The 24514-nt window shown below is 62.4% G+C and carries 23 protein-coding genes; 4 read left to right on the top strand and 19 right to left on the bottom strand.

Annotated elements, in window-relative coordinates; all coding sequences use genetic code 11:
* Positions 1-209: 209 nt before the first annotated feature.
* Together glnA and NCHOL11_RS07435 are read right to left on the bottom strand one after the other, a co-directional pair.
* Complete coding sequence (glnA, locus tag NCHOL11_RS07440; protein WP_097091725.1) at positions 210-1622, bottom strand: type I glutamate--ammonia ligase; 1413 nt, start codon at positions 1620-1622, stop codon at positions 210-212.
* 103 nt (positions 1623-1725) lie between these two features.
* Positions 1726-2064, bottom strand: coding sequence for a P-II family nitrogen regulator (locus NCHOL11_RS07435; protein ID WP_097091724.1), 339 nt, complete (start codon positions 2062-2064; stop codon positions 1726-1728).
* A gap of 30 nt (positions 2065-2094) precedes the next feature.
* On the opposite strand from NCHOL11_RS07435, the gene NCHOL11_RS18350 reads away from it, so the two are divergent.
* Entirely contained in the window at positions 2095-2274 is a 180-nt protein-coding gene (locus NCHOL11_RS18350) for a hypothetical protein (protein WP_141397822.1), read from the top strand.
* A gap of 29 nt (positions 2275-2303) precedes the next feature.
* Here the strand turns inward: NCHOL11_RS18350 and map are convergent, their stop codons facing one another.
* On the bottom strand, positions 2304-3134 hold the full coding sequence (gene map / locus NCHOL11_RS07430; protein ID WP_097091723.1) for a type I methionyl aminopeptidase: 831 nt from the start codon (positions 3132-3134) through the stop codon (positions 2304-2306).
* Between the two features lie 90 nt (positions 3135-3224).
* On the opposite strand from map, the gene NCHOL11_RS07425 reads away from it, so the two are divergent.
* Entirely contained in the window at positions 3225-3986 is a 762-nt protein-coding gene (locus NCHOL11_RS07425) for a competence/damage-inducible protein A (protein WP_097092811.1), read from the top strand.
* Positions 3987-4257: 271 nt separating this feature from the next.
* Complete coding sequence (locus NCHOL11_RS07420) at positions 4258-5601, top strand: UDP-glucose dehydrogenase family protein (RefSeq protein WP_097092810.1); 1344 nt, start codon at positions 4258-4260, stop codon at positions 5599-5601.
* A gap of 91 nt (positions 5602-5692) precedes the next feature.
* Here the strand turns inward: NCHOL11_RS07420 and NCHOL11_RS18515 are convergent, their stop codons facing one another.
* The gene (locus NCHOL11_RS18515; RefSeq protein WP_236576310.1) at positions 5693-5914 is read right to left on the bottom strand and encodes a hypothetical protein; all 222 of its coding nucleotides are present in this window, start codon (positions 5912-5914) and stop codon (positions 5693-5695) included.
* On the opposite strand from NCHOL11_RS18515, the gene NCHOL11_RS07410 reads away from it, so the two are divergent.
* A complete protein-coding gene (locus tag NCHOL11_RS07410; RefSeq protein WP_236574966.1) occupies positions 5913-7103 on the top strand; it encodes a family 16 glycosylhydrolase in 1191 nt (396 codons plus the stop codon). The genes NCHOL11_RS18515 and NCHOL11_RS07410 overlap by 2 nt on opposite strands.
* Here NCHOL11_RS07410 and NCHOL11_RS07405 read toward each other — a convergent pair.
* From NCHOL11_RS07405 to NCHOL11_RS07335, 15 genes are all read right to left on the bottom strand, one after another.
* Positions 7088-8014 (bottom strand): glycosyltransferase family 2 protein, encoded by a 927-nt coding sequence (locus NCHOL11_RS07405; RefSeq protein ID WP_097092808.1) that lies wholly within the window; start codon positions 8012-8014, stop codon positions 7088-7090. The genes NCHOL11_RS07410 and NCHOL11_RS07405 overlap by 16 nt on opposite strands.
* Positions 8011-9096: an acyltransferase family protein gene (locus tag NCHOL11_RS07400; RefSeq protein WP_097091721.1), complete on the bottom strand. Its 1086-nt coding sequence runs from the start codon at positions 9094-9096 to the stop codon at positions 8011-8013. Before NCHOL11_RS07400 ends, NCHOL11_RS07405 begins: the two co-directional genes overlap by 4 nt.
* On the bottom strand, positions 9093-10220 hold the full coding sequence (locus NCHOL11_RS07395) for an endo-1,4-beta-xylanase (RefSeq protein ID WP_255254741.1): 1128 nt from the start codon (positions 10218-10220) through the stop codon (positions 9093-9095). Before NCHOL11_RS07395 ends, NCHOL11_RS07400 begins: the two co-directional genes overlap by 4 nt.
* Positions 10220-11188, bottom strand: a complete 969-nt coding sequence (locus tag NCHOL11_RS07390) for a glycosyltransferase family 2 protein (RefSeq protein ID WP_097091719.1) — start codon at positions 11186-11188, stop codon at positions 10220-10222. Before NCHOL11_RS07390 ends, NCHOL11_RS07395 begins: the two co-directional genes overlap by 1 nt.
* Positions 11188-12132, bottom strand: coding sequence for a glycosyltransferase family 2 protein (locus NCHOL11_RS07385; protein WP_097091718.1), 945 nt, complete (start codon positions 12130-12132; stop codon positions 11188-11190). The genes NCHOL11_RS07390 and NCHOL11_RS07385 overlap by 1 nt, the downstream gene beginning before the upstream one ends.
* Positions 12129-13058: a glycosyltransferase family 2 protein gene (locus tag NCHOL11_RS07380; RefSeq protein ID WP_097091717.1), complete on the bottom strand. Its 930-nt coding sequence runs from the start codon at positions 13056-13058 to the stop codon at positions 12129-12131. The genes NCHOL11_RS07385 and NCHOL11_RS07380 overlap by 4 nt, the downstream gene beginning before the upstream one ends.
* Entirely contained in the window at positions 13051-14415 is a 1365-nt protein-coding gene (locus tag NCHOL11_RS07375; RefSeq protein WP_097091716.1) for an O-antigen ligase family protein, read from the bottom strand. The genes NCHOL11_RS07380 and NCHOL11_RS07375 overlap by 8 nt, the downstream gene beginning before the upstream one ends.
* 4 nt (positions 14416-14419) lie before the next feature.
* Entirely contained in the window at positions 14420-15667 is a 1248-nt protein-coding gene (locus tag NCHOL11_RS07370; protein ID WP_255254740.1) for a polysaccharide biosynthesis protein, read from the bottom strand.
* Between the two features lie 133 nt (positions 15668-15800).
* Positions 15801-16601, bottom strand: coding sequence for a WecB/TagA/CpsF family glycosyltransferase (locus tag NCHOL11_RS07365; RefSeq protein ID WP_097091715.1), 801 nt, complete (start codon positions 16599-16601; stop codon positions 15801-15803).
* Entirely contained in the window at positions 16598-17506 is a 909-nt protein-coding gene (locus tag NCHOL11_RS07360; protein WP_097091714.1) for a capsular biosynthesis protein, read from the bottom strand. Before NCHOL11_RS07360 ends, NCHOL11_RS07365 begins: the two co-directional genes overlap by 4 nt.
* A complete protein-coding gene (locus tag NCHOL11_RS07355; protein ID WP_097091713.1) occupies positions 17503-18861 on the bottom strand; it encodes a GNVR domain-containing protein in 1359 nt (452 codons plus the stop codon). The genes NCHOL11_RS07360 and NCHOL11_RS07355 overlap by 4 nt, the downstream gene beginning before the upstream one ends.
* Positions 18858-20285, bottom strand: coding sequence for an ATP-binding protein (locus tag NCHOL11_RS07350; protein WP_255254739.1), 1428 nt, complete (start codon positions 20283-20285; stop codon positions 18858-18860). The genes NCHOL11_RS07355 and NCHOL11_RS07350 overlap by 4 nt, the downstream gene beginning before the upstream one ends.
* Positions 20282-21100, bottom strand: a complete 819-nt coding sequence (locus tag NCHOL11_RS07345) for a polysaccharide biosynthesis/export family protein (RefSeq protein WP_097091712.1) — start codon at positions 21098-21100, stop codon at positions 20282-20284. The genes NCHOL11_RS07350 and NCHOL11_RS07345 overlap by 4 nt, the downstream gene beginning before the upstream one ends.
* A gap of 26 nt (positions 21101-21126) precedes the next feature.
* On the bottom strand, positions 21127-22200 hold the full coding sequence (locus NCHOL11_RS07340; protein WP_236574961.1) for a hypothetical protein: 1074 nt from the start codon (positions 22198-22200) through the stop codon (positions 21127-21129).
* A gap of 753 nt (positions 22201-22953) precedes the next feature.
* A complete protein-coding gene (locus tag NCHOL11_RS07335; RefSeq protein ID WP_097091711.1) occupies positions 22954-24345 on the bottom strand; it encodes a sugar transferase in 1392 nt (463 codons plus the stop codon).
* Between the last annotated feature and the right edge of the window lie 169 nt (positions 24346-24514).

Raw genomic sequence — 24514 nt, 5'->3', positions numbered from 1 at the left:
CAGACAGAGTGTAGCAGGCAGCCGAACGGTCGGGCTGCTCCTTTTGTCGCGTCCAGATCACGCCAGTGCCGGCCCGTGCGTTCTCATGGCGACCGCCCACATCCAAGCCCTCCACTCAACAACGCCGCGCTGACGCGTTCGCCCAACAAAGCGAAAAGGCCCGGCAGCTTTCGCTGCCGAGCCCTTCCATAACCTACAGTCTGATCGGATCAGGCGCTGTAGTACATGTCGAATTCGACCGGCGAGGGAGCCATTTCCCAGCGGTACACTTCGGGCCACTTCAGCTCGATATAGGCCTCGATCTGGTCCTTGGTGAACACGTCGCCCTTCAGCAGGAACTCATAATCGGCTTCCAGGCTGTTCAGCGCTTCACGGAGCGAACCGCAAACGGTCGGCACCTGGCTCAGTTCTTCCGGCGGCAGATCATAGAGGTTCTTGTCCATCGCGGAACCCGGATGGATCTTGTTCTCGATGCCGTCGAGGCCAGCCATCAGCAGCGCTGCGTAGCACAGATAGGGGTTGGCCATCGCGTCGGGGAAGCGGAATTCCACGCGCTTGGCCTTCGAACCCGCGCCATAGGGGATACGGCAGGAAGCCGAGCGGTTGCGCGCCGAATAGGCCAGCAGAACCGGTGCTTCAAAGCCCGGCACCAGACGCTTGTAGCTGTTGGTGGTCGGATTGGTGAAGGCGTTCAGCGCCTTGGCGTGCTTGATGACGCCGCCGATGAAGTAGAGGCACATATCGCTGAGGCCGGCATAGCCTTCGCCCGCGAAGAGCGGCTTGCCGCCGTCCCAGATCGACATGTGGGTGTGCATGCCCGAACCGTTGTCGGCTGCGATCGGCTTCGGCATGAAGGTCGCGGTCTTGCCATAGGCCTGGGCGACCATCTGCACGACATACTTGTAGATCTGCATGCGGTCGGCGGTCTGCACCAGCGTACCGAAGGTCAGGCCGAGTTCATGCTGGGCCGCAGCCACCTCATGGTGGTGCTTGTCGCAGGGCAGGCCCATTTCGAGCATGGTGGTGACCATCTCGGCGCGGATGTCGGTGGCCGGATCGACCGGAGCGACGGGGAAGTAGCCACCCTTGGCGCGCGGACGGTGGGCAAGGTTGCCGCCCTCATATTCGCGGCCGGTGTTGGTCGGCAGTTCGATGTCGTCGATCTTGTAGAAGGACTCGTTATAGTCGTTGTTGAAGCGGACGTCGTCGAACATGAAGAATTCGGCTTCGGGGCCGACATAGACTGTGTCGCCGAAACCAGCCGACTTGACGAAGGCTTCTGCGCGCTTGGCGGTCGAACGCGGGTCACGGGCATAGAGTTCGCCAGTGTCGGGCTCGACGATGTCGCAGAACAGGATCAGCATCGGGGTCGCGCTGAAGGGATCGACATAGACGGCGTCCAGGTCGGGCTTCAGGATCATGTCGGACTCGTTGATCGCCTTCCAGCCTTCGATCGACGAACCGTCGAACATCAGGCCTTCGTTCAGCTCATCTTCGCCCAGCACGGAAGACACCATGGTCAGGTGCTGCCACTTGCCCTTGGGATCGGTGAAGCGCAGATCGACCCACTCGATCTCCTTTTCTTCGATCATCTTCAGGATGTCTTTTGGCGTGTTGGCCATGTGCGCTTGCCCTTCTTTCATATTTGCCCCCCCGAAGGGGTCTTGGATGTTGCAGTTCGCCAGCCCCTTCACGAAGCTGGCGCGAAATCGGATTTGATGCGGTTTAGATGGCGTCGCTGTCCCGCTCGCCGGTACGGATGCGAACGGCACCTTCGATCGCGGTGATGAAGATCTTGCCGTCGCCGATGCGGCCGGTCTGAGCAGCGGTGGAAATCGCCTCCACCACGCGGTCCGCCAGAGAATCGTCGACCACGACCTCCAGCTTCACCTTGGGCAGGAAATCGACGACATATTCAGCGCCGCGATAGAGTTCGGTATGTCCCTTCTGGCGGCCGAAACCCTTGGCTTCGGTAACCGTGATGCCGGACACGCCCACTTCGTGAAGCGCTTCCTTCACCTCGTCGAGCTTGAACGGCTTGATGATCGCTTCGATCTTTTTCATCACTCTATTCCCAACCCAAACCCGCGCTTGATGATGGAGACGCTCTCCATCCACCCATCTTCAAAAGCAACGATCTTCATGCCCCCCAAAGACATGAGCCGCGCCTTTGAACAATCAATTACCGTGCCAATTGGCGAATCGCTTAGCCACGCTTTCGTAGATGCAGCAATCTTTGTCCATATCGCCCGGTTTCTGGGCAGCTGCGATTAGTCCTGCCTAAATTTTAGGCAGCCGGAAGTTCATCCCAGATAGGGCGGCGCATCCAGTCCGGCCGGGCTCTTCGTGAAGATTTCGCAGCCTGTCTCGGTGATGCCGATGCTGTGTTCGAATTGTGCCGAAAGCGTCCGGTCGCGCGTCACTGCCGTCCAGCCATCCTCCAGCATCTTCACGCCCGGCTTCCCGATGTTGATCATCGGCTCGATCGTGAAGAACATGCCGGGACGAAGTTCCGGGCCCGTTCCCGGACGGCCGATATGGACCACTTCCGGGCTGTCATGGAACACCCGGCCAAGGCCATGGCCGCAGAAATCGCGGACCACGCCGTAGCGATGCTTCTCCGCATGCCGCTGAATGGCATAGCCGATGTCGCCGAGATGATTGCCGGGCTTTGCCTGTTCGATGCCCAGCATCAGGCACTCATAGGTTACTTCGATGAGCCGCTTGGCCTTGATGCTCGTTTCGCCGACGATGAACATGCGGCTGGTGTCGCCGTGCCAGCCATCGACGAGCGGCGTCACGTCGATATTCAGGATATCGCCTTCTTTCAGCTTCAGGTCGCCAGGTATGCCATGGCAGATGACATTGTTGAGTGAGATGCAGCAGCTGTGCGTGTAGCCGCGATAGCCAAGGGTCGCGGGTACGCCGCCGCCATCCAGCGTCATGCGACGGACGATGTCGTCCAACTCGCCGGTGGTGACGCCCGGCACGACATGCGGCACCAATGCGTCGAGGATCTCCGCCGCCAACCGGCCCGCCTTGCGCATGCCGTCAAAGCCTGTCGCGTCGTACAATTTGATCGCGGTCGATCGGGAAATCGGCGCATCGGCCGTCATCGTCATATATTCGGTCATGATGCGATTATAGGCGGAACAAGGTGATATTGCGAGGCCCCGTTCGCGCCGGGCTAGGCAGCAGACCGATCAAGGGCTATGGCCAGCCCCATGCCCGTAACCGAACGCATCTGGACCGCCGCGCTGATCGTGATCGGAGACGAGATTCTGTCCGGCCGAACCCAGGACAAGAATATCGCGCAGATCGCGTCCTGGCTGAATGTGCAGGGGATCAGGTTGCGGGAGGTCCGCGTGATCGCCGACGACAGCGACTCCATTGTCGAGGCGGTGAACACGCTTCGCGCCCGCAATGACTATCTGTTCACGACCGGCGGCATCGGGCCGACGCATGATGACATCACCGTCGATGCGATTGCGCGGGCGCTTGAGGTGAACGTCGAAATTCACCCTGAGGCGCGCGCCATGCTGCAGGGCTATTATGAAACGCGCGGCGGCCTCACCGACGCGCGGTTACGGATGGCGAGAGTGCCGGCAGGCTCCGACCTCATCGAAAACCGCATGTCGGGCGCGCCCGGTATCCGTCACGGCAACATCTTCATCATGGCCGGTGTGCCCCATATCACCGCAGGCATGCTGGACATGTTGACCGGCACGCTGGAAGGTGGTCGCCCGCTGATGTCTGCGCAGATCGGCTGCTGGGTCGCGGAAAGCGAGATTGCCGATATCCTCGCCAAGACGGAGCGTAGCCATGAAGGCTGTCAGATCGGCAGCTATCCCTTCTTCCGCGAAGGAAGGACAGGCGCGAACTTCGTCATCCGGTCAACGGACGCGGCAACCCTGGAACAGTGCGTCGCCGATCTCACCAATCGCCTGGAAAGTGGCGGCTGGCCCGTCGTGACCGGCGGCATCTGACCATATTTTCCGGTAAGTAAGCGCTGCTTCCACGCTCATATGTGTCTGCCGAGCGGCGGGCTGCGTTGCATCCACTTGGCCTCGAACGCTATGCTGCGCCGCATCAATAGCTGGCTGGTTCCAGCTTTTGGATGTCGGGCTTTAGCGCCTGTGCGTCCGGTTCATGGTGAATGGCTGAGCCCGTCATCCTGCGTTTTGCGGGGTTGGTTTCTTGCGCCCTTCTTCGCGGAACGGATGCCAGGCGCGAAGCTCTTTCGAAGGGAGAATGGTGATGCGGATCGTTATGACCGGATCGGGCTATGTCGGGTTGGTTTCGGGCGCATGCTTGGCGGACTTTGGCCATGACGTCATTTGCGTCGACAAGGATGTGTCAAAGGTCGAGGTGCTGCGCGGAGGCGGCGTTCCCATCTATGAGCCGGGTCTTGCCGACCTGATCGCGCGCAATGTGAAGGCGGGACGGCTGACCTTCACGACGGACCTTGCTGCCTCTGTCGCAGAGGCCGATGTCGTGTTCATCGCGGTCGGCACGCCTGCTCGGCGGGGCGATGGCCATGCGGACCTCAGCTACGTCTATGACGCCGCGCGGGAAATCGCATCCTCCTTGCGCGGCTTCACCGTCATCGTCACCAAATCCACCGTTCCGGTCGGCACCGGTGACGAAGTCGACCGGATCATCCGGGAAACCAATCCGGCCGCGGAATTTGCTGTCGCCTCCAACCCTGAATTCCTTCGGGAAGGGGCGGCGATCCAGGATTTCAAGCGGCCTGACCGCATCGTCATCGGCATAGAGGATGATCGCGCGCGCCCGGTGATGGAAGAAGTCTACCGTCCGCTTTACCTCAACCAGGCTCCCATTCAGTTCACCGGCAGGCGCACCAGCGAGCTGATCAAATATGCGGCCAATGCCTTCCTTGCGATGAAGATCACCTATATCAACGAAATCGCGGAACTGTGCGAACATGTCGGCGCGGACGTGCAGCAGGTCGCGCGCGGCATCGGCCTGGACAACCGCATCGGCAGCAAGTTCCTCCACGCTGGTCCCGGCTATGGCGGGTCCTGCTTCCCGAAGGACACGCTGGCTCTCGTGAAGACCGCCGAGGATGCGGGCGCGCCCATCCGCCTGATCGAAACGACGGTGGCGATCAACGAAAGCCGCAAGCGCGCCATGGCTCGCAAGGTGGTCGCCGTGTGCAATGGATCGGTACGGAGCAAGACGATCGGCGTGCTGGGCCTTACCTTCAAGCCCAACACCGACGACATGCGGGATGCGCCCTCGCTCTCCATCATCCAGGCACTGCAGGATGCGGGCGCGCAGGTCCGCGCCTATGACCCTGAAGGCATGGATGCCGCGCGTTCGATGCTCCAGAATGTGGACTTTTGCACCAGCCCTTATGACGCGGCAAAGGGAGCCTCGGCCGTGGTGATCGTCACCGAATGGGACGCCTTGCGGGCTCTGGACCTGCCACGCCTCCGGTCGGTGATGAACGGGGACGGCCTTGTCGACCTGCGCAACATCTACCGCCCGGCGGACGCCGAAGCCGCCGGCTTTACCTATGTCAGCGTGGGCAGGGGCGCGGAGCCCGAACCAGAGCCGCTCATCCAGGCAGCTGAATAAGTTCCTCGGCTCGTCGCAAAGATCTCTCCTTTGCGATGAGCCGTGCTTGACCGGAAGTTTTTGTTAACCTTCGTATAGGACCCTAAGGGGGCTAATAAGCGGGGGTTGCAAACATGAATATCAGGCTGACCGGCTCCATGGTTGGAGCCGGATTATCGCTTTTGTGCGTCATGGCGGCGGGGGCCGCGACAATCATATCGGGCGGATCGTCACCCACCTCATCGACTGGATCGACAACCACTCTGCTGGGCAGCGCACCAGCGTTGACCACATCTTCGACGACTTCGTCCACGACTGGTCCGAGCTCGACCATGACGTCGAGCTTTTCCACTTTCGATTTCGCCAGCGGTACAAAGCTGCCGGACAAGGCGACACTGTCGCTGGGCAATGCCACGGTTCTTCCGGGCAGCGGCACTGCTTATGTGCCGGTGACGCTGGACCGGCCGACGCCCAACACGGTCATCGCGCGGGTCATCACGATTAACGGATCAGGCACGCTGCGAGCGTTGTCGGGATATAATTACCAGACCGTCGACACGGTCGTCATCTTCCGCCCCGGCGATCCGCTCGTCCAGACGGTCGAGGTGCCGATCACCAGCCTCGCCGAAGGACAGCAGTTCCAGGTGAAGCTGCGCGAAGCACCCTGGGGCGGCCTGCAGGGGCAATCGCTCGCGACCATCACCGCTACCAGCGCCGCCGCGCCGACGCTCAAGGCAAGCGGCACCTTCCGCCAACCTCGCGCCTTCGCGGCGACGGGCACGCTTCAGTTCGAGCTTAAGAAGGAGACGCACAAGCGCTCCCCTGACGGCGGCTGGGACCGCTGGGCCACCTCGCTCTCGCATGGCCGCACCCAGATCGCCAATGGCGAAGCCGGCCTCTACCTCGATTCATCCGTCTTCCCCGGCGTGGAGGGGCCCGTCTACTGGGGTACGCAGGGGCTCGTCCTGCACAGCCAGAAGCTCAAGACGCCCATCTGGTATGAAGGCCAGAACTGGTATTATGGCGCCACCGTACTGGACGGCCGCAACTTCATCGCCTCGCAGATCGGCTACGGCCAATATGAATGGGTAGCGAAGATGCCCAGCCGCCGCGGATCATGGCCTGCATTCTGGCTGATCTCCACCAGCGGCTGGCCGCCCGAAATCGATATCTATGAAGGCTTTGGCTATCAGAGCTATTGGGACTTCGACCGCCACATCGGCCAGACCATCCATGGCGGCAGCGGCGGCGTGCGCAGCTTTCAGCGGGGCGTCACGATCCAGGCGGAGCAGGCTTACGGCCTGAACGGCTTCTCCCAGGGTTTCCACAGCTTCGCGGTGGATATTCAGCGCGACTATATCACCTGGTTCGTGGACGGGGTCGAAACCTATCAGTCGGTCAATCCCTTCCAGGGGCACCGCTGGTATCCGATCATGGACGTCGCGGTGAAAACCAGCGGGGCCTATGATGACGGCTCGGGCGACATGATCATCAAGAGCTTCCGTATCTACAACGCGCCATAATGGCTGTGGGCGCCGCCCGAGAGGGCATAGAGGCGTCCCCAGCATTTCACCCACTGCCCGGCAACGTCCACGCGGTGCGCGCCGGGCAGGATCAGCCCCGCAAGGCCAACGGTGCGCAATGCCAATATGCCCAGCGTCCGGCCGAACAGCGCAAGCCGGGCCAGGCGCCCCGGCCCCCGCTTCCGCCGTGCCAAAGTCTCGGTAAAGCCGATCCGCCACATCCGCTTGAGCACCCAGCTCAGCTTCGCCCGCTCCGGCGGAACCCATTCGCTGACACGCGCCTCGGGTGCCCAGGCGAACCGCGCGCCCGCTTCCCGCAATCGCGCCAGGAAATCCAGATCCTCGCCGCCGCTGCGATTGAAGCGCGGATCGAACCACGGCCGCGTCACCATCTCCAGCGCCCTGCGGCTCACCAGCAGGTTATTGCTCGCCCACAGCATCCCCGTCGCTCCCCAGGCGCGCCGTTCGGGCCGGAACACGAGCGTCTGCCCGGCCCATCGCGGCGGCTTTCCCATGAAGTGAAAGTCGACAGGTCCCGCCACCACATCCGCGCCCACTTGCGCCTGACAGGCGAGCAGGGCGTCCAGCCAGCCCGGCTGAGGCCACTCGTCATCATCGATCATGGCGATGAACCGCATCGTCGGATCAGCCATCGCCGTTTCACATATCGCGTTGCGGACAGAGCAAAGCCCCGGCTCCGCCACCCGCAGCAGCCTAAGGGGGAGGGGATAGCCGTCCCCTCGCAAAGCCTCCACCACCGCAGCGCCATCCGCAGCCTGCCCGTCATTGTCGGCGACCAGCACCATGACATCCTGCCCCCGCACCAGCCGCGCCAGCGTTTCCAGCAAGTGCCGCAATTCGGCTGGCCGCTTGAATGTCGGGATGGCGATCCAGATCGGCTTGCCCATCATGGCGCCGCGGGTTCCAGTGCTGCCGGGCGCTGCGGACGTCCCTTTTGCATCCACTTGATCAGCTGATGCCCGCGCACCTCGATCAACAGGTAGCTGACCCAGCAAATCAGCCAGGTGACGACCAGCATCCCCAGCACGAACAGCCAATCCATCCCGGCAATCCCGTGCCGCTGCGCCACACCCATCGTACGCGCCGCGACGTCACGCACCAGCGGATGCCAAAGATAGATGGAATAGCTGATGAGGCCGAGGTGAAAGCTCAATCGGTTGGCCATCACAGCGCGCGCGGCAGGCCCATCATAATAGCAGCTCAGCACCAGCGCAGGCATCAGGCACACGACCAGCACATCGGCTCCCGGCAACAGCAGCGCCAGCGCGATCAGGGCGCAGACCCCTGCAAAGCCGCCCCTGCGATCGATCACCGCCTTGCATACAGGATGGTCCGCAACCCGATATGTCAGTACGCCCAGCGAGAAGCCCGCAACGCAGCGCAACAGCGTCAACACGCTGTCGCTATCGTTGACGTCCAGCGGCCCGCTCGATCCAAGGCCCGAGGATGCCACGAACATCAGCACCCCGATGCAAAGCGCCGCCTGCGCCCAGGCCAGGCGCGAAAAGGCCAGCATCGCAATCAGGGGATAGATCAGGTAGGCGGCGACTTCCGTACTGACCGACCAGCTATTGCCAGCGATCGGCTCCGTTCCCCATCCCCAGCTTTGCACCATGAATAGATTGCTGATCACGTTGCCCGCGTTCAAGTCGATCGACTGGTTGCCGGAAACGTTCAGCAGGATGCGAAGCCCGAACACCAATGTCACGATCAGGTGCAGCGGCCACACCCGGGCCATGCGATTGATCAGGAAGTCGGCATAGCTTGCCCGGCTCAGATGCGTCACGACCCGGTCATGATAACCGTAGGAAATGACGAAGCCGCTCAGGATAAAGAACAGGTCCACGGCCAGATAGGCGCGCGAGAACAGGGGAATCGCAAACTGCGAAAAGGCCGGCTGATGCGGGATATGATAAAGCAGGACGGAAACCGCCGCGACCCCGCGCAGGCCTGTCAGGGAAGCGACCCTCATGCTCGGTTCCTCCTGCCGACAGGCGGCGCCGCATCGAACGCGCCCGCAATCGCATCCCAAAATGGCTTGCGCGCCATCTTGCCGTCGAAGGGCAGGCCACGCGACAATTGCCCGTCCGGCCACTTATATTCCGGATAATTGGACAGCCAGGAATATTGATCGGAAATGCCCCAGCAGAGCACCGATTCCACCGCAGGATTGTCCAGGGCGACATCGAGGAAAGCCTTGCCGAACGCCGCAACCTCGCGGTCTCGTTTTTCCGGATTGGGCGGCCCGCCACGATCGGCAATGTCCAGTTCGGTGATCGCCAGCTTCAGCCCATATCCGCTCAATGTGTCGAGAAAGTCTGCGAACTGCCGTTGCTTGAAGGGCTCCCTATAGGGCTTCAAGTGCCCCTGAACTCCGACAGCATCGATCGGCACGCCGCGCCCGAGCAAGCGATCGAGCAGCTTCAGCATCGCCGTCCGCCGCCGTTCGCACCGCGGGGAATCATGCTCCAGTCCATAGTCGCCGAGGAACAGCGTAGCGTCGCCATCGACTTCTCGGGCGCGGTGGAAGGCGAGGTCGATATAATGTTCGCCCATGGCTTTCATCCAAAGGTTTTCCGCACGCATGCCGTCTGCTCGGCCCTGATTGGGTTCCAGCGTCTCGTTGACCACGTCCCATTCGCTGATCCGGCCCGCATAGCGGCGCATGGCGACGTCGATATAGCTGGTCATCAAGCGTCGCTGTTCCGCTTTCCCCGCGCGCTCCACCGCTGGTTCCAGCCATGTGGGATTGGCCGTGTACCAGACCAGCGTGTGCCCACGCGCCCGCATCCCATGCTGCTGCGCGAAATCGATGATCTCGTCCGCGCCCTTGAAATCATATTTGCCGGGCTTGGGTTCGGCGGTTTTGCGCTTCAGTTCATATTCCTGCACCAATATGTTGCATTCCCGCGCGGCCGCCGCGCGGTAGGCCCTGTCCTCGCGCAGCAGCCGCGACTTCACGGCCGCGCCAAAATAGCGGCCGGATTGTCTGGCGTGATCGGCCAGCCCTTCGCGCGACACCACGCGCGCGGCGCCGGGCGGTATGGGGGAGCAGGCGGCCAATGTCGCTGCGCCTGTCAGGAATTCGCGCCGCATCACAGGCTCTGCCTCCGTCCAGTGAAAAGGCGCGAGACATCGATCCACCGGTCGCATAGGCTTCGGTAAACACCGTCAGGCAGGACGATCTGCATCAGCACGGCCCCCGCCAGGCGCGGGCCATAAGCGCCATGCAAAAGGGCCGTCAGATAATAGCGGATGGCGCGCAGCCGCTCGGTCGGCCAGATGCTCTTTGCGGCATGCCAGCCCATATAGCCCGAAAAGGCACGCGTGGAGATATGCGGGCGCAGGTCGGCCAGCCACGCCAGGCTCCCGACATTGCCGCGAACCTGCGACAAGCGGTCCTGCGCCTGCCTGTCGGTCCAGATGGTGCCGGGGCGGCTCGCCATCACGAAGACTGCCCCTGCCAGCGACAGGCGCAGCGCAAAATCGGTATCATCGCCGAACTTCACATCTTCGCGATACCGCACCTTCTCCGCCAGCGAGCGGCTGAGCGCCACGCTGCTCGTCTGGATGAAGCCTCGATCGCACATCAGGTAGCGATCAACCGGCTCGTTGCGCTGTATCGCGCGTGGAGGCTTCAGGAAATTACGCCCGCCGCCCCGGTCTGCCAGCACCTGGCCATAGGCGACGATATTTTCATTCTCCTCCAACAGCGGCAGCAGGTCGGCCAGATGATGCGGCAGGAAACGGTCGTCGCAGTCCAGAAATGCGATATATCGCCCCCGTGCCTGATCGATGCCAGCGTTGCGCGCTGCCGATGCACCCCGGTTCTGCTGCACGATGATAGACAGGCGCGGGTCCTTGATGGCCTGAAGCGCCAATTCGGTGCCGTCCGTCGACCCATCGATGACGACGATCACCTCGATTACCGCGATGCTCTGCTCCAGCGCGGACAGCACTGCGGCCACGACAGCGTCGCGCCGCTGATAGGTGGGGATGACGACCGAAAAAACGGGTTCGGCGACGGCAGCCTGCAGCTGCGATGGCGATTGCCACGCCGTCATCACGACCGCGCCCCGCCATGGGCCGGTTCGCCTTTGCCGAACCGCAGCACGAAGCGGTTCACCAGCGACCGGTAGAGCGGCTTTGGGAGGAACGACCGCAGCAGCTGCCGCGCGACCACCGTTGGCGGTACGCCGCCCGCAAACAGGCCGACCACCAGATCACGGAGGGCGGCGAGGGGCCGGACAGGCGCCATATGATAGGCGAGCACGGTCGCGCGATAGCCGCGCCGTGCCCGGCCAGTCAGCATATGACCGCAGCGGTCGAGCCAATCGAGCGACGTTTCATAGCCCCGGACATAGGATGTACGGCCCGCTTCGGTCGCATCGAGCCAGACCGTCAGCGGCTCCTCGACCATCTTGAACCGCGCCCCGGCGCCCTGCAACCGGACGCAGAAGTCCAGATCCTGTCCCTTTTTCAGAGCCGGATCGAACAACACCTTGCGCGCCAAGTCGCTTGGCACGACCATGGTCGACGTCTGCATGAACTGATTGGCGCAGAACAGATATTCGCCGACATCCTCGCCGTCCCGGATGCCCCGATCGGGCCTTATCCAGTAACGGTCGACACCCCGGTCTACCTTCATCCGCGAATAGAGGACCGTGCGGCCGTCATCATCCTTCAGCGCGCGGGCAATGATGGATAGCTTTCCCGGCAGGAAAAGATCGTCGGAATCGAGGAAGGCGATATAGCGTCCCCGCGCTGTTTCGATGCCATGGTTGCGCGCCGCCCCGCCTCCGGCATTGTCCTGCCTGATATAGCGCACCCGCTTGTCGCCGATGGCTTCGATCGCAGGCCGGGGATTGTCTCGCGATCCATCGTCTATCACGACGATCTCGAAATCCTGCCAATCCTGCGACAGCACGGATCGGATCGTGTCACCGACGATCGCCGCGCGGTTGTAGAGGGGAATGACCACGGAAAAGAAGGGGGCGGCATCGCTCATGCGCCGTGCACCTTTCGATATTCTTCATAGCGGAAACCGGCGATCCCGGCGATCTTGCCGATGGCGCGGTACAGCTTGCCCAGCCGCACGACGCGCTTGCCCCGGTCGAATGTTGCGGCAGCGCCCAGCGTGCCGACGAGGAACCCGGCAGCAATGCGCGGCGCTTCGATCAGCAGGGTACGCAGCCGCCCCTTGTGGAAGCGCTCGACCATCATGTCGGTCATGCCCAGCCGGTAGCCGCGCATCAGCAGCCACTTCGCCGTCACCCGGCTCGCCGGGATAAGCTCCGTCACCAGCGCCTCTTCCGACCAGGCGAAGCGGAACCCCTTGCGCGCCATGCGGCTGAACAACTGCTTGTCCGACCCGCCGGTCAGCGCCATGCGTTCGTCGAAGGGCCGCTCGCCCATCTGGTGCAGCGCCTGCGCGGTCATCAGCACATTGGCGGTACTGTCGACCAGAGCCACAGGCCCCGAATTACCGCGCCGCTTCGCCTGCAACAAGGGATGGCGCGCAGCCCAGTGCGCGACCCGCGCGTCCATCTCCCGCGCCACCGCTCCGCCCACGACATCGGCATTCCACCGCATGGCCGTGTCCACCAGCGCATCGATCCAGCCGGGCGATGCAGCCTCATCATCGTCCAGCATCGCCACATGCGTCGCGCCGGGCCGCGCGAGCGCTTCCGCCACCAGCCTGTTGCGCACCACCGGAATGCCCCGCTCCGCCACCAGCAGCGCCTTGATCGGCCAGCGATAGCCTTGCGCCGCGAGCCGTTCGACCACGCCCATGCCTTCGGCCCGGGCGGCGTCATTATCGGCGATCAGCACCTCGATCTGATGCGCCGTCTCCAGCGCGGCGATCGAATGTAGCGTCCGCCGCAACCCCTGCGGCCGGTTGCATGTGGCGATGCAGACGATGATCCTAGCCATGAACAGCCTCCCGGGAAGAAATGCGCCGCCGCTGCCACTGCGGGCGCGGCTTGGCCTTGAAGGTTGCGTGCGCGGTCGCGATGGCCGCGAGGAAGATCACCCAAACCTGCCGGTCCTTGTCGAAGAAGGAGGTTTCCAGCAGATTCTGGTACATGACGAACACCCAGATCGCGAAGGCTGGAACCATCAGATGCTGGTTCTCCCTGGTCGATCCGGTCAGGAACCAATAGGCCGGCAGCGCGAGGAAGCTCAGCAGCAGCAGCGCCAGCCCCAGCGGCCCGGTCGTCACCCAGATCTCCAGATAGCCGTCATGCGAATGCGCCGTCAGCATCTGGAACTGCTGGTTGAGATAGTCATGCGCCGGGGAGTTCGCCCCCACCTGCCAGAAGCCGCCAAAGCCCGCCCCCAGGAACGGGTGATCCGCCAGATAATCGAACACCACACGCCAGATCGACACGCGCCCGGTAAAGCTCGTCGGATCAGCGAACAGCCGCTCGATCGTCGGCTGGTAGGCGATGTATAGCCCCAGGAACCCGACCATCCCAAAGCCAAGCATGATGAGCAGGATCGCCCGCTTTTGCGTATTATCGCTCAGCGCGCGGTAGATGTTGCTGATCGCCAGCATCCCCACGCACAGCGCCAGCGACGTCTTGCTCTTCGTCCCGATGACGAAGACGAACGCCATGACGGCAAACAACGCATAATACCATTTGCGCCGGTCGATCCACGCATTGCCGCACACGATGAAGCACAGCGCCATCACCGCGCCCGCGATATTCTTGTGGAAGAAGAACCCGCGCCACGCGCCGATCAGCGCCTTGTCGCTCTCGGTCGGCGGATGCACCGCCGCGGACGTCAGTGGCATCGACACCCAGCATATCAGCAGCGAGGAGATCAGCGCCCATCGCAGCGCCGTCAGCAACCGCTCAGGCCCGATCAGCGCCAATGCGCAGAAGGTGATGTAGATCACGATGAACTGTTGCATCACCCGCTTGAAGGACACGAACGGATCGACGCCCCAGCTGCAAGTGATCAGGAACCACACAAGCATGATCGCCAGCGGCCAGAAGGTGAACCGGTATTTCAGCGGATGCTGCCGCAACAGCTGCACCACCGTCAGCAGCAGCGCGAAGCCGATGAACAGCGCCTGCTTGAAAAGGTCCGACCCGTCATTGTCCGCCGCCATCGCCACCAGCTCATCCTGCGTGCGCGAGGCAAAAGGCTGCTGGCCGATGAAGACCATCATCAGGAACACGAAGTAGAAGATCTGCGCGATCACGACCATCCGGCTGTCCTGCGAAGCCGCAGGAGAGGGGAGGGAGGGCGCAGTGCCCATGCGGTGCCATGCCGAAGCCATGGTTTCAGTCCTCAGCCCGCTGGCTCGCCCGCCACTTGCGGTCGAGCTGCCAGATGCCCAGCATCATCACCAGTTGTGACAACACCACGCCCGCAATCGAAAAGATCGGCGCAACCGCCAGCGTCAGCAGCGTCACCGCCGCTATGCCGACGCCGCAACTGCGCAGGCTCTGATGGGCGAGCGGCCGGAACGCCTTGCGCGCCTGAGTCATCACGCTCATCGGCGTCTGCACGCACTGGACCAGCGACAGCAGCGCGCACAGTCCCACCGCGATCGCGACCAGCTGCCAATCCAGCGTCGGTTTCAGGATCAACTGCGGAAAGGCAAACAGCACCAGCGCCGCAAGCACGCATGTCCCCGCCCACAGGAATACCAGCGCGCCCATGAATATCCGCTCGGACTTTATCGCGCCGTCATGATCCCCGCGCGCCACCGCACGGGTCATGCGGGGCCGCTCCAGCTGGGTAAGCGCGGTGATGCACACATTGACCGGCCGGAAGAACAGCATGCCCACCGCAACAGGCGCAAAGGCGGCAGGCCCGGCAAGCAGGGTCACGATATAGCTGTGCGCGTTCGACGTCGCCTCGGTCGAAAGCACCCCCACCAATGTCCAGCCGGACTGCTCGCGCCACACCGGGCGATAGGCGCTCAACGCCGTCGTGGGACGCATGATGAAGTGCCGCCGCACATAGGAAATTCCAAATGGCAGCAGCCCGGCAAGGCTCGCAACGACCAGCATCGCGCCGATGCTCGCCAGGTCAGCGCCTGTCCGCGTGGCCACAAGCAGGCCAGCAACGATCGTCCCTGCATAGACGAGGTCCGATCGCGCCGCGCGCGCGGGCCGGTGATGCGCATAGGCATTGGATCGCCCGAACCAGCGGATGAGCGATAAGGTGCCCGCCAACCCGAACATCGCCGCTGCCGCTGGGGATGCCGTGGCCCAGGCTATTCCCGCGCAGATCAGTCCCTGGCTCGCCGCCAGAAGCAGGTTCACCGGAAAGAAGAAGTCGAATGACGTGCGATCGGCTCGGTCATCCTGATTGACCGCGATCGTGTAGGGCGTCGACACCAGCGCGTTGGACAGGCCATAGCCAAACTGGATGATCACCAGCAGGAAGGCCAGCGTACCGATCGCCGCCGTGCCCAGATGATGGATCGAAAAAAGCTGCACGGCCAGATGGCTGACCGACACGATGGCGGACGACAGGCTGGCAAGGCCAAATCGGCCAAAGACGCTTCCCAATTTCCTCACGCGCGTCTCCGGAGAGGAGGTCGCGCGCCCTATCAGCTGCCCCTCTCGCTGCGGGTTGGGCAAGTCTTTCTCCAGCTCCCCCTCCCGCAAGCGGGAGGGGGTTAGGGGGTGGGCCTGCGCAACCGCTGTCCCATCAGCCATGGCGATGCTTCCAGATCAGCCAAAGCGCATGGGGATTGGTGGTGATGTAGCGCCAGGCCAGCTGCCGTGGCCGCGTCGCCATCCGGTGCAGCCATTCAAGCCCCGCATTCTGCATCCACATCGGCGCGCGCGGATAATCGCCGGTCACATAGTTGAAGAGGCCGCCACAAGTGACGATCCACCCCGCCTTAATGCGATCCCGGTTGCGCACGCAAAAGGCCTGCTCGCGCGGCTTCCCCGTTCCTACCCAAAGCACGTCAGGCGCCGCCGCGTTGATCTCTTCGATCAGCGCGTCCTCGTCTTCCGCTTTCCAGAAGCCGTTGCGGCGGCCCGCCAGCTTGAGGCCCGGCGTCTGTTCGGTGACCCGCCGGGCGCACTCGGCATTCACCTTCTCCTCGCCGCCCAGCAGATAATAGCGCACGTCCTGTGCGGCCGCACGCGGCAGACTGTCGATGAACATGTCCGTGGTGCTCGACCGGTCCGCGATCGGCGTCTTGCTGAACCAGCGTGACGCCTTGACGATGATCTGCCCATCGGCGTGGATCAGGTCCGCCTGAGCCAGATCGGCCCGGAACTGCGGGTCGATGGCATTCATCGACAGGCCCTGTCCGTTGCAGTCGAACACCAGCAATGGTGTTCCCTGCTGCATCCGGCGGAGCGGGGCTTCCCGCACCATCTTCGTGATCAGGGCGTCGAGGGACAGGGTGGAAACCGGAACGCCGCCCACGACGACATGCTTTTCCTGCGCGTCTGCGGCAGGAAAAGGTTGAGGCAGGGCCCGCTCAGCACTCATGCGATGACCGTCCCGGCGATCGGCACGCCTTGCCGGTCGAGATCGTCGATGATGCGGCGCAGGTCGGCGATCGCGGTATCGCCGCGCCGGGCGACGATGACCACGGCGTCGAACCCTGCCAGGATGCTGCCGACCGGCGTCTGCTCGCCCTTGCGCTCGGCAAGGTAGAACAGCATCGATGTTTCCTTCAGGCCCCATCCATTGGCTGTGTCCGCCAGCGGGCCGCGCGTGATCAGGCTCGACGCGCTGCCCGAAGCGCGTCCCGCGGTCATCAGCCACAATCCCTCGATCGCGGTCTTGGCCGCTGGCAGCAACGCCGCACTGCCCATCAACTGTTCCGCCAATCCCGCCTTGTTCGCGACGCGGAACAACCGGTCGAGCGACGGATTGCCCATGTCGACGTCGATCAACATCGTCTGACCGTCCATCTGCGCCAGCACGACCGCTAGGTTCGCGGCCATCACCGCAGCCTCGTTTCCGGCATCCACCGACAGTACCGCCAGCCGCAGCGCGGACGGATCGCCCGCCTTCGCCGCTGCCCGCATCTTGGCCCGGACCGTCCTGATTTTGGCGGCATAGGGGCTTGCAGGATCAAAGGCCGCGACCACCGCCGGGTCTATCCGTTCATCTCCGGTCGGCAGCAGCGAAAATCCGCCCGCCAGTGCCGCCAGCAGATTGGCCGCCTCGGCATCCAGCGCGCCGATCTCCACCGCTGCCTCGTGAAAGGGAAGCCCATGTTCGCGCGCATGCATGTCGACGCGGGTGACGTCGGATTCCGCCAGGAACCCGTGATCGACCGCCAGCTTCGCAAAGCTCTGCTTGTCGCGTCCTCTGGGCCGGAGCGCGGCGGTCCCGCCGCCCGGCATCAACTGGGGTGGGGCGCCTGCCGTGGAACGCAGTCTCATGCGGCCTCCTGCCGATTGAGGAACCAGCCGCCCCGTGTGGGGACCGGCAACAGTTCGGTGATGACTTCAACTTCGGTCGCCTTGGCGACACCGGTTGCGGAACGGACGCGGGGCTTCAGGATCTCGGCGATGACGACTGCCGCCACCCCGCCGATCAGGCCCAGCGCAACCCCCGCGATCAGCCAAAGCATGATGTTCGGCTTGGCTGGCAGCAACGGCACCGCCGCCTCGTCCAGCAAGCTGGCATTGGGCTGCGAAATCTGGCTCTTCAGCGTCGCTTCGTTGAACCGCTGGCGCACCGTGTCATAGGTCTGGCGCGCGGCATCCACGTCCCGCTGCATGACCATCAACTGGTCCTGCACGTCCGACATGCGGATCATGCGATCTTCCTGGCCCGCCATGTTGGACTTGAGGTCCCCTTCGCGCCTGCTTGCCGCCCGGCTGTTGGCGTTCACCGCGCCCGCTTGGCTGGCGCGTGCCGCTGCCAGCTTCGACTGAAGCTCCGACAATTGGGCGTTGGCGGCGACCATGCTCGGATGGTTGGGGCCAAGGGTCTTCGACAATTCCGAAACCCGCCCTGATTGCGTCGCCACCTGCTCCTGCAAATTCTGGACGATCAGCGACCCTTCGATGTCGGACACCGATCCCGCGCCGGCTTTCGACCGTGCAGCCGCCGCCTCGGCTTGCGCCTGGGTCAGCTGATAGGACAGGTTCTTCAGCTTTTCGGCCTCAAGGTCCATGCGGTTGATGCCGATGATGTCATGCGCGCGCTGGAAATCGGACAGGCGCTTCTGCGCGAGTTCGTACCGGCGGCGTACTTCCTGCGTCTGCTCGTCGAACCATTTGGCCGATCCCCGCGCAGGCGACGCGCGCAGTTCGACCTGCTCGCGCATGTAGACTTGTGCGGCCAGGTTCGCGACCTTCGCCGCGACGGCCGGATCGGCATCCATATATTGCAATTGCAGCACATTGCTCTGCCGCCCGGTCGTCACGGTCAGGCTGGCCCGCACGCGGTCGGCCGCTTGCTGCACGCGCGCATCGAGCGGGACATCCTTCGGCAGTTCATCGACGAACCCGGCTTCCTTCGCCACCGCATTGATGACCTTGGCGGATCGGATGACGTCCGTTTGCGTGCCCAATATGCTGTCCACCTCGACGCGTGCGCCCGGTTGGTTGTTGGCGTCGGTCGGGTCTGTCTGGGACAGGTCCAGCAGCAGCGAGGATGTGGCCGCATATTGGCGGGGCTGTAGAAACGCCAATATGGCGACGATCAGGAACAGCGCGCCGCCCAGCAGCGCCGCCGTCCGCCACCGGGCCTGGACGGCGGACAGCAGATCGATCGGGTTCATGGTCATAGCCCGTCAACTCCTCGCAGCATGGCGCGCATTTCTTCGGCAGGCGTCGGGGCAGGGGGCGTCGCGGGCACCGGCTGCTTTGCCATCAGCAACAGGAATTGCGGCGCCAGCGTATCTTCGAACATGAACAGTTCGCCGCCGGGCATCGGTGTCAGGATCGGCTCCAACCGCCGCAGCGTGTCGGCGGCCTGACCTTCATTGATCGATCCGCCGCCCAGTACTTCATGGCTCAGACGGACGAGCCGGTCATGGGAAATGACCGACATCTGGGACGCTGCGACCCCTGCCAGCGCGATCATCCGCCGGTTTGCGCCCGCGTCCCACAGGATGCGGCGGAACAGCGCATGGGTTGCGCCGCTCATCTCCGCCCAGTCTTCCAGCGCGGACGCCAGTCCCTGCTCCACATCGGCCAGCGTCATGCGCTCGCGGCCCGCCGCTTCGGCGACGAGCGCCGCCTGCATGCCGAACAGCCGCGCATGATAGGGTGACCCCATCGCCGCGCCCGCCAGCGCGTCGAGCGCGTCCGGATCAAGCTTCAGCCGGGCATTGTCCGCGCAGCTCATCAGCAGCCGCTCCAGTTCCGGCTTCGGGATTGGCGCGACCCGCTGAGGCGCGATATGCCGCCGCAATGACGGATGCGCCGCGATCAGCCCATCCACGTCTCCCGCGATGCCGACCAGCACCACCTGGACCGGCGAGTGAATGTCGGTGAGCAGCTTCAGCAGCGTCGCCACATCCGATTTCGCCTCATCCGATCGGACCCGGTCATACTCGTCCAGGATCAAAATCGTACGCTGCCGTACGTCTTCCACCAGCAGGTTCGCCAAACGCGTTCCATCAATGGTTTCATTCATTAATTTGCGCGCTTTTTCCTGCCCCGCCCCACTCATCGGCAGTTCGCTCAGAAAAGGCCGGAACAACGCGTCGAAATCCGCGTCCCCACTCGCCGATCCATAAAGCGCGACGCATCCCGCCTCATCCGCCAGATCGCCGAAAACCCGCGCCAGCGAAGTCTTGCCCGATCCCCGCGTTCCGAAGATCACCGCATGTTTCCGCTGAACGACGATCGCCTCGACCAGCTTCTCAAGCTCGCTGTTCCGTCCGGCCAGCCCGTGCCGATCCGTCACCGGCATCGCCGTACTGAAAGCGCTGTAAATGGAATCCCGCCGCAAGCTGATCGGCTTCAAAGGCGCCGCCATCGCACCCATGGAAAGAGCCCGTGGCGCTTCCGCTACCTCATCCTCCTGCTGAATTGGCCGAAAGCCGGGCGCCACAGGCGTGTCGAGCAACAAGGGCTCAGCCGCCCTCATGCGAGGCTCGCCAGAATGCGTATCGGCAGACGCCATGTTGCGGCGAAAGGACATGAGCCAGTCCAGCATCCCGCTGGGCCGATCCTGCGCGAAGCCATGATCGATCGTAGTCAAAACAGCTTCTCCCGGATGATGAGGACATCTTCAGGCTGAACCGGATCATCCAGGTTCGCCTGTATTTCCTTGCCTCCCCGGCGTACTTTTATGCGTTTGGTCGAACCCGCGAGCGTCGGGCCTCCTGCCAATGCAAGGGCCTGGCGGAAGCTCTGGCCCGGCACGAAGGAGAAGGCGCCCGGCTGCTGGACCTGCCCGTAAACATAGACCTTCTCGGCCGGAGGAACGAACAATATGTCGCCCGGCTTCAACTGGCGGCTACCCCCCACTGCCATATCGGCAAGCGATATGCGGACAGCGCCGCTCCCATCGGCCGGCGTCAGGATGACGGCGTTGGCGCCGTCCTTGGTCGAACCGCCAGCCTTTGCCAGCATAGACGCCACGCTATAGTTGCGGTCGAGCGGGTAATTGCCCGCTTGCGGCACATTGCCCAGAACAGTCACGAAGCGGCTGACATAGTTGCTCACCTCCACATTGACGGATGGATTGGTGAGAAACCCGCCGCTTGCGTAGTTGGCAGCTATGGTCTGCGCCAGTTGTGAGGTGGTCTTTCCTCGCGCCTGAACAGGTCCGATCAGGGCGAGTGTGACCGAGCCATCTTCCTTTATCCGCGTAGTTGACGACAGGTCCGGTTGGCCGAAGATCGAAATCTTCACTTCATCGTCGGGACCAAGCAGATATCCTGCGTCGGCTACCGGCTGGGCTGGAGCAGTTGCCGCCGGGGCGTTCGCGACAGCTGTTTGCGCCGACGCTGGAAACACCGCGGCAGCCGTGAGGAAGATCGAGAAGCTGGTCAGGAGGGTCTCTGCTTTCACAGCTCATGCTCCTTCATGTTCGAGGGTCAAAATCTGATCGCCGCGCCCAGCGTCACCTGGGTTCCACTAAATTCGGCGACATCCGTATCGGTGCGCCGCTTGTAGCGCTGCGCATCGAGCGAGAGGTCGAAACGGTCCGACAGCTTGCGCTTCAGCATCGCGCCAAAGCGCTGGTTGCGGTCGGCCGTGATGGAGAATGGACGCAAGGCGGCATCCTGCCGAAACTTCCGCTTTTCCAATTCGCCATAAAAGCCAGCTGATGTCAGTTCCGAGATCGCGAACTCGCCCGCCAGCCTGTGCCGGGTGCGGATTGCGAAGCCACTGGCGATCAGGCTGTCGTTGACGATGCTGCGCTCGGTCGTGGCAGTAAGCTTGAGACGCGGTACGATGCCGGTGGAAACACTGATGTCCCAACCCAGGCCATTATAACTGCCGACCGCGGGAGAGTCGCTATCTACGTCCAGCCAGCGAAGCTCGGCGTCCAACTGCGTGATCGGAGAAACTTCGCGCTTGAACCGTAGTCCATAGCTGTTGGTGCGGTTCTCGATTCCCAGCTTTTTACGATCGCTGTTCACGCGCTCGTAAAATGCCGTCAGCGTGCCCAGGCTCGGCATATTATAGCCGATCCCCGCCATGTAAGTGTCGCTGGTCTGATCCGCGAAATCAAAGGCGTCATCATTGCGGGTCAGGTCGCGGCGATAGGATGCGACGGGGAAAAGGCCTGGACGTTCGCAGCTCAGGTCCGCGCCGAATGTGGCGAACCGCTGGAGATTTTCGGTCTGCTGGTTGATATCCCCATAATCGGCGCGCTGCTGCCGATAGGATAGAAGTGGCGTCACAGAGCAGGTGGCCCCAAATCGTATCACCGCCTTCGCTTCGGTATCGAGCCGCAACTTGCTCCGCTGACCTTCGGAGATAAACTGGTCATATCCGACACGACCACGCAGCAGAAGATCGTGACGCCCTATTGGTTTGCCATAGGTCAGCTCGGCCCAAGGCGTGACAATGATGTCTTTTGTCGGGTTCTCTATCTGATCATCGACGCGATAGACGTTGTCATCATAAAGAAGATCGATGCCCGCCGTCGCGTGCAGCCCCAATGTTTTCAGTCGGACGCCCTCATCAACCTTTGCTGACTGGGCGCTGACGGCAGAAGGGGTAGCGGCAACGGCAGCGCAGCTGACCGCTACCGCTGCTGCTCTGTGAACAATGAAGAAATTTTGTATGGCAGGCGCACTAAGGCGCCTCCAAAAACGCGGAGTGTAAGCAATAGCCAAATGTGCAACCCTTTATTGCATTGCAGCAATGAGGGCATGCTAGTCGCGTTTGCGGACAAAACGAACCTCTGCAGGCGCAGCTTGTCGTAACTAAACCACGCTTCGTTTCATCGCAAAAACGACTGATCAGCAGCGCATGTCGCCTGCTGACAACTGTTCATCTGGCAGCAAGGAAAAGAGAAGACGGATTCACAACTTTGTAGAGACGAGGGATATGCGTTTCAGGAGATGAGCAGCCAGCCTGTGGCGCCTACCGCAGCTGCGAAGCTGAAAATCCCCGCCCAGCGAGACAGAATCTCGACGCCGCGATCAGCGCGGTCGGCAAATGGCCGCTGGGCCAATGATGGCTGGGGAGGAAGGGGACGAGCCGTTGAGCCGCCTGTGGAAGAAGGTCGCGCAACTGCGACCGGCGCAAAATCGTCTGCCACTTGATAAATCCGCCCTATTTCAGATGACGGACATATCCTATTTTACGGTTAACAAATAGTTGGCGCGAAGATCAGGTGCGCCTCATTCTATCGCAAAATCAAGGAGGTGGTGCAAAAATCCCACGCGATCCATCTGTAACTGATCGCCTTAATAGGCGTTGCGATGCACCAGCACGCTGAAGGTCCCGATCAGGATGGCGATATCGCGCATCAGGCTCCAGCCATGGAGGTATTCCAGGTCTGCCTCGACGCGGTTGAGTATGTCGCGGCGAGTCTCGGTCGCTCCGCGAAACCCGCGTATTTGAGCCAGTCCCGTAATCCCAGGCTTCAGCGCATGCCGATGCCAATATTGGCGGTCGACCTGCCAGAACAGCTGTTCTTCCGCCGTCGATCCCAAAGCATGGGGACGTGGTCCGACCAGACTCATTTCGCCGAGCAGCACATTGATCAACTGCGGCAGTTCATCAATGCTCGTCTTCCGGATGAATGCGCCCACCCGCGTTATGCGATTGTCGTCGCGGCGCGTGGATGACGCTCCCGCTGCATCGCATTGCTCCACACGCATGCTGCGGAACTTCAAGATGTGGAACAGCCGGTTTCCGCGGCCGATGCGCTCTTGCTTGAAGAAGACGGGGCCGGCCGAGTCCAGCCGGATAGCGATCGCCACAGCGATCATCAACGGCGCCAATGCAATCAACAGCGGAACGGTGATGGCAATGTCCAAAAGCCGCTTCTGCGCGCGATTGGCAAGGTTCAGCGGGCCGCGTGCTACGACGAGCGTTGAAACGCCACGGTGGTTCTGCACCGCCAAAGGCGCCATCGAGTCCAGCTCGGGCACGATAATTTCGCCCAGGATGTTGCCACCCTTAAGCATTTGCGCCCAATCGGTCTTGCGATCTCCAGGGCAGGATATCACCACACGATCAAAGTCCCGCAGCAATGTGCCGAGGCGATGCAACATATATGGGTCGTCAAGATCAGCCTTGATGCCCGCCGCTTCTGCATCGACAATCACCATGCCGCTGACATCATCGGGAATGACGCCGCCATCAATGATCATCAATTGCGCAAATAAATTGTCGCTGAAATTCCGTTGCACGGCGCGCACGATGAAAAGTCTCTGCACGACCAGCAGCGTTACGCTGCATATGATGCCGGACGATATGCCAAGACGTGAGAGTTGGCCTGTTGCCTTCAGAGAGAACAGTGTCAGAAGAAAGATCAACAATGTCCCGGCAAGTGCGAGCGCCGCGTTGCGCAAGCTTGGCGTCAACTGGGTAAGGCAAACAGGATTGAAGGCCTGATTGTGAAAGGCCACAATGCCGTAGACGACCATTCCGCCGCCAAGTGGTTGCCATAGATCGGCGAAGACCAATGGCACACCAGATGCGCGGAGACCAAGAACAAAGCCGATCGCCAGCGCTGCCATATCGGCCGCTGCCAGCAACAGGCACAGCCAAAGCCTTACATTCCGCTGAATGGCGGCTGTTGTGGGCTGACGACTAGGGAAACCCTCGATCGCCAGATCGATTTTCGACATCTGCAACCCTTTTTTGTCCTGACGTCAATCGCCAGCCGTCCCGAAAGACAACTTGCATGCATCAGACATCCGCTGCCTTGAGATTATGTTGCGGAGCAGCAGGACATAAATGTGAGAGGCTGACAATCATGCATGGGACGCCCGGAAGCTCTTTTCCGATGATCCGTTC

Origin of the sequence: Novosphingobium sp. Chol11, assembly GCF_900218065.1 — a bacterium.
Classification (GTDB): Bacteria; Pseudomonadota; Alphaproteobacteria; order Sphingomonadales; family Sphingomonadaceae; genus Sphingobium; species Sphingobium agri.
The sequence above is the reverse complement of the archived record's forward strand: the minus strand, read 5'-3'. Positions and strand labels throughout refer to the sequence as shown.

What these genes read in the sequence shown, in the direction of transcription:
- NCHOL11_RS18515 (WP_236576310.1), bottom strand. Translation starts at nt 5,914, where the DNA reads ATGGTCGAGCTCGGACCAGTCGTGGACGAAGTCGTCGAAGATGTGGTC.
- NCHOL11_RS07420 (WP_097092810.1), top strand. Translation starts at nt 4,258, where the DNA reads ATGCGGATCGTTATGACCGGATCGGGCTATGTCGGGTTGGTTTCGGGC.
- NCHOL11_RS07375 (WP_097091716.1), bottom strand. Translation starts at nt 14,415, where the DNA reads ATGGCTTCGGCATGGCACCGCATGGGCACTGCGCCCTCCCTCCCCTCT.
- NCHOL11_RS07335 (WP_097091711.1), bottom strand. Translation starts at nt 24,345, where the DNA reads ATGTCGAAAATCGATCTGGCGATCGAGGGTTTCCCTAGTCGTCAGCCC.
- NCHOL11_RS07435 (WP_097091724.1), bottom strand. Translation starts at nt 2,064, where the DNA reads ATGAAAAAGATCGAAGCGATCATCAAGCCGTTCAAGCTCGACGAGGTG.
- glnA (WP_097091725.1), bottom strand. Translation starts at nt 1,622, where the DNA reads ATGGCCAACACGCCAAAAGACATCCTGAAGATGATCGAAGAAAAGGAG.
- NCHOL11_RS07425 (WP_097092811.1), top strand. Translation starts at nt 3,225, where the DNA reads ATGCCCGTAACCGAACGCATCTGGACCGCCGCGCTGATCGTGATCGGA.
- NCHOL11_RS07410 (WP_236574966.1), top strand. Translation starts at nt 5,913, where the DNA reads ATGACGTCGAGCTTTTCCACTTTCGATTTCGCCAGCGGTACAAAGCTG.
- NCHOL11_RS07405 (WP_097092808.1), bottom strand. Translation starts at nt 8,014, where the DNA reads ATGATGGGCAAGCCGATCTGGATCGCCATCCCGACATTCAAGCGGCCA.
- NCHOL11_RS07395 (WP_255254741.1), bottom strand. Translation starts at nt 10,220, where the DNA reads ATGCGGCGCGAATTCCTGACAGGCGCAGCGACATTGGCCGCCTGCTCC.
- NCHOL11_RS07355 (WP_097091713.1), bottom strand. Translation starts at nt 18,861, where the DNA reads ATGACCATGAACCCGATCGATCTGCTGTCCGCCGTCCAGGCCCGGTGG.
- NCHOL11_RS07390 (WP_097091719.1), bottom strand. Translation starts at nt 11,188, where the DNA reads ATGACGGCGTGGCAATCGCCATCGCAGCTGCAGGCTGCCGTCGCCGAA.
- NCHOL11_RS18350 (WP_141397822.1), top strand. Translation starts at nt 2,095, where the DNA reads ATGATGGAGACGCTCTCCATCCACCCATCTTCAAAAGCAACGATCTTC.
- NCHOL11_RS07365 (WP_097091715.1), bottom strand. Translation starts at nt 16,601, where the DNA reads ATGAGTGCTGAGCGGGCCCTGCCTCAACCTTTTCCTGCCGCAGACGCG.
- NCHOL11_RS07385 (WP_097091718.1), bottom strand. Translation starts at nt 12,132, where the DNA reads ATGAGCGATGCCGCCCCCTTCTTTTCCGTGGTCATTCCCCTCTACAAC.
- NCHOL11_RS07400 (WP_097091721.1), bottom strand. Translation starts at nt 9,096, where the DNA reads ATGAGGGTCGCTTCCCTGACAGGCCTGCGCGGGGTCGCGGCGGTTTCC.
- map (WP_097091723.1), bottom strand. Translation starts at nt 3,134, where the DNA reads ATGACCGAATATATGACGATGACGGCCGATGCGCCGATTTCCCGATCG.
- NCHOL11_RS07360 (WP_097091714.1), bottom strand. Translation starts at nt 17,506, where the DNA reads ATGAGACTGCGTTCCACGGCAGGCGCCCCACCCCAGTTGATGCCGGGC.
- NCHOL11_RS07380 (WP_097091717.1), bottom strand. Translation starts at nt 13,058, where the DNA reads ATGGCTAGGATCATCGTCTGCATCGCCACATGCAACCGGCCGCAGGGG.